This is a genomic window from Stenotrophomonas sp. 05L44_2, assembly GCF_056665995.1.
Genome location: NZ_JBFTNR010000750.1, coordinates 1 through 1,989, shown reverse-complemented (window position 1 = coordinate 1,989; position 1,989 = coordinate 1). Strand labels below are relative to the sequence as shown.

1 protein-coding gene is annotated in these 1,989 nt (G+C 67.1%); it reads right to left on the bottom strand.

Features of this window, described 5'->3' with window-relative positions; all coding sequences use genetic code 11:
- On the bottom strand, positions 1-1,989 hold a 1,989-nt coding region (locus AC1VAN_RS20165), incomplete at both ends, for a DUF3772 domain-containing protein (RefSeq protein ID WP_480986569.1).

The window sequence follows — 1,989 nt, the reverse complement described above, 5'->3', positions numbered from 1 at the left end:
GGATCTGGATGCGGCCTTGGTTGTTGCCCATCGTCATGTTGCGGATGGTCTTGGTGATCAGTTCCGAGTTGGGCACGATCAGCGTGGACTTGTCGCTCACCTGGATCTCGGTGGAGCGCACGTTGATGCGGCGGATGTCGCCTTCCTGATCGCCCAGCTTCACCCAGTCACCGATCTTCACCGGCCGCTCGGCCAGCAGGATCAGGCCGGAGACGAAGTTCTGGATGATCGCCTGCAGGCCGAAGCCGATACCTACCGACAGCGCACTGACCAGCAACGCCAGGTTCTTCAGGTTCAGGCCCATGGCGGTCAGCGCCCACAGCGCCACCAAGATGATGCCCACGTAGCGGGTGATCGTGCTGATTGAATTGCGCGCGCCCAGGTCCAGTTCGGTCTTGGGCAGGTAGGTGTCGGTCAACCAGCGCTGCAGCAGCTGCGTCAGCCCCAACCCGACCAGCATCACCAGCAGGGCGATGGCGATACGCGCAGGCTTGAGCGTGATGTCGCCGATGGAAATGCCGTTGGCCAGCGAAGCGACGCGCTCGACCACCGAGCCGATGTTGCCGAACGGCGCCGCCAGTGCCAGCAGCGCGATCAGCACCACGAACGTGCGCAGCACGGCAGACAGCAGCACACCGGCCTGCTCCAGCCGCGACACGCTCAGACCGGTGCTGAGCAGGATGGTCTGGCCGACCTTGCTGTCGGCGTTGAGCAGCCAGGTGGAGAAATCATCGACGAACTTGAACAGCAGCGTCGCCGCCAGCACCACGATGCTGCCGCCGATCAGCTGCTGGTTGACGAACTTGGCGAAGTTCACATAGCCCATCAGGGTGGCGATGATCGCGGCCACCACGGCGATGTTGCCAGCCACACGTGCCAGCACCAGCCAGCTGCTGCGCCGCACCGGAACGGCCGCGCCCTGGCCGTCGGCCTGCGCTTCCAGCTTCGCCTCGGCCTCGGCGGTCTGGCGCCGATGCAGGCGCGCCAGGGTCACCAGCATGGCCATGATCAGGCCCAGATAGGTCAGCGCGATCACGCCGTCCAGCGCCACCGTAGTGACGTCGCTGGTGCGGGTGGCGCGATCGATGGCCACCAGCACCGTGCTCAGCCAGGCCAGTGCCGCGGCACCCCAGGCGTACTTGCGCAGTTTCAGCGCGGCGGTGTCATCCAGGTTCAGCAGCCGCCACGAAGGCCGCTTGGGCACCAGCAGGCAGGCGCTGAGCGCGGAAATGAAGGCCGCARCAAACGTCGCCGCCTGTACGCCTTCGGCCACGCTCTGCAGGCGCGGCGGAATCGCGCCGATGGCATCCAGTGCAGCCACCAGCACCACCACGGCGTAGCCGGGCAGCAGGGTGCCCACCAGCAGCAGCCACATGGCCAGACCAGAGCGGCGCAGGCGGCCGTCGGGGGCACGCTCGGACGCAGCGAACCGGCGCCCCAGCGCGCGCAGCCACAGGCGCAGCGGGAACATCATCACCAGTGCCGCCGCCAGCCCCAGCAGCAACGTGCCCCAGCCATGGGTGGCAATGGCCGTGGTCAGCGCGRCCCGGCCCTGCTGGGCCAAAGGGGTGACGCGGGCGATATCGTTCGGCAACTGGTCGGCCACCTGCCGCCACAGCGTTGGCGACAGTGGCGAGGCGACCTTGCGCCCCAGTTCCTCGGTGCGCTGCGCGTTGCGCTGCTTGTCGATGTCCGCACTCAACTGCTGCGCACGGACGGCACTGGACTTGGCTTGGGCAATCGATGCCGCCAGGGCATCGCGCTGGCGCGTCAGCGTGCGCCGCTGCGCCGCCAGCTCCGGCGGTTCAGTGGTGTCCTTGGGCGCCTCGCCCAGCTGCGTCAGCTGCTCGTTGAGCTGGTCCAGCTGCGGCTGCAGGGTCTTTTCCAGCGCCTCGGCATCACGCTTGGCCTGTGACGCATTTTCCGAAAGCGTGCCCAGCGTTTCGGTGGCTTCGGCATCAACACGCTTGCGCTCAACATCCTTCAGCG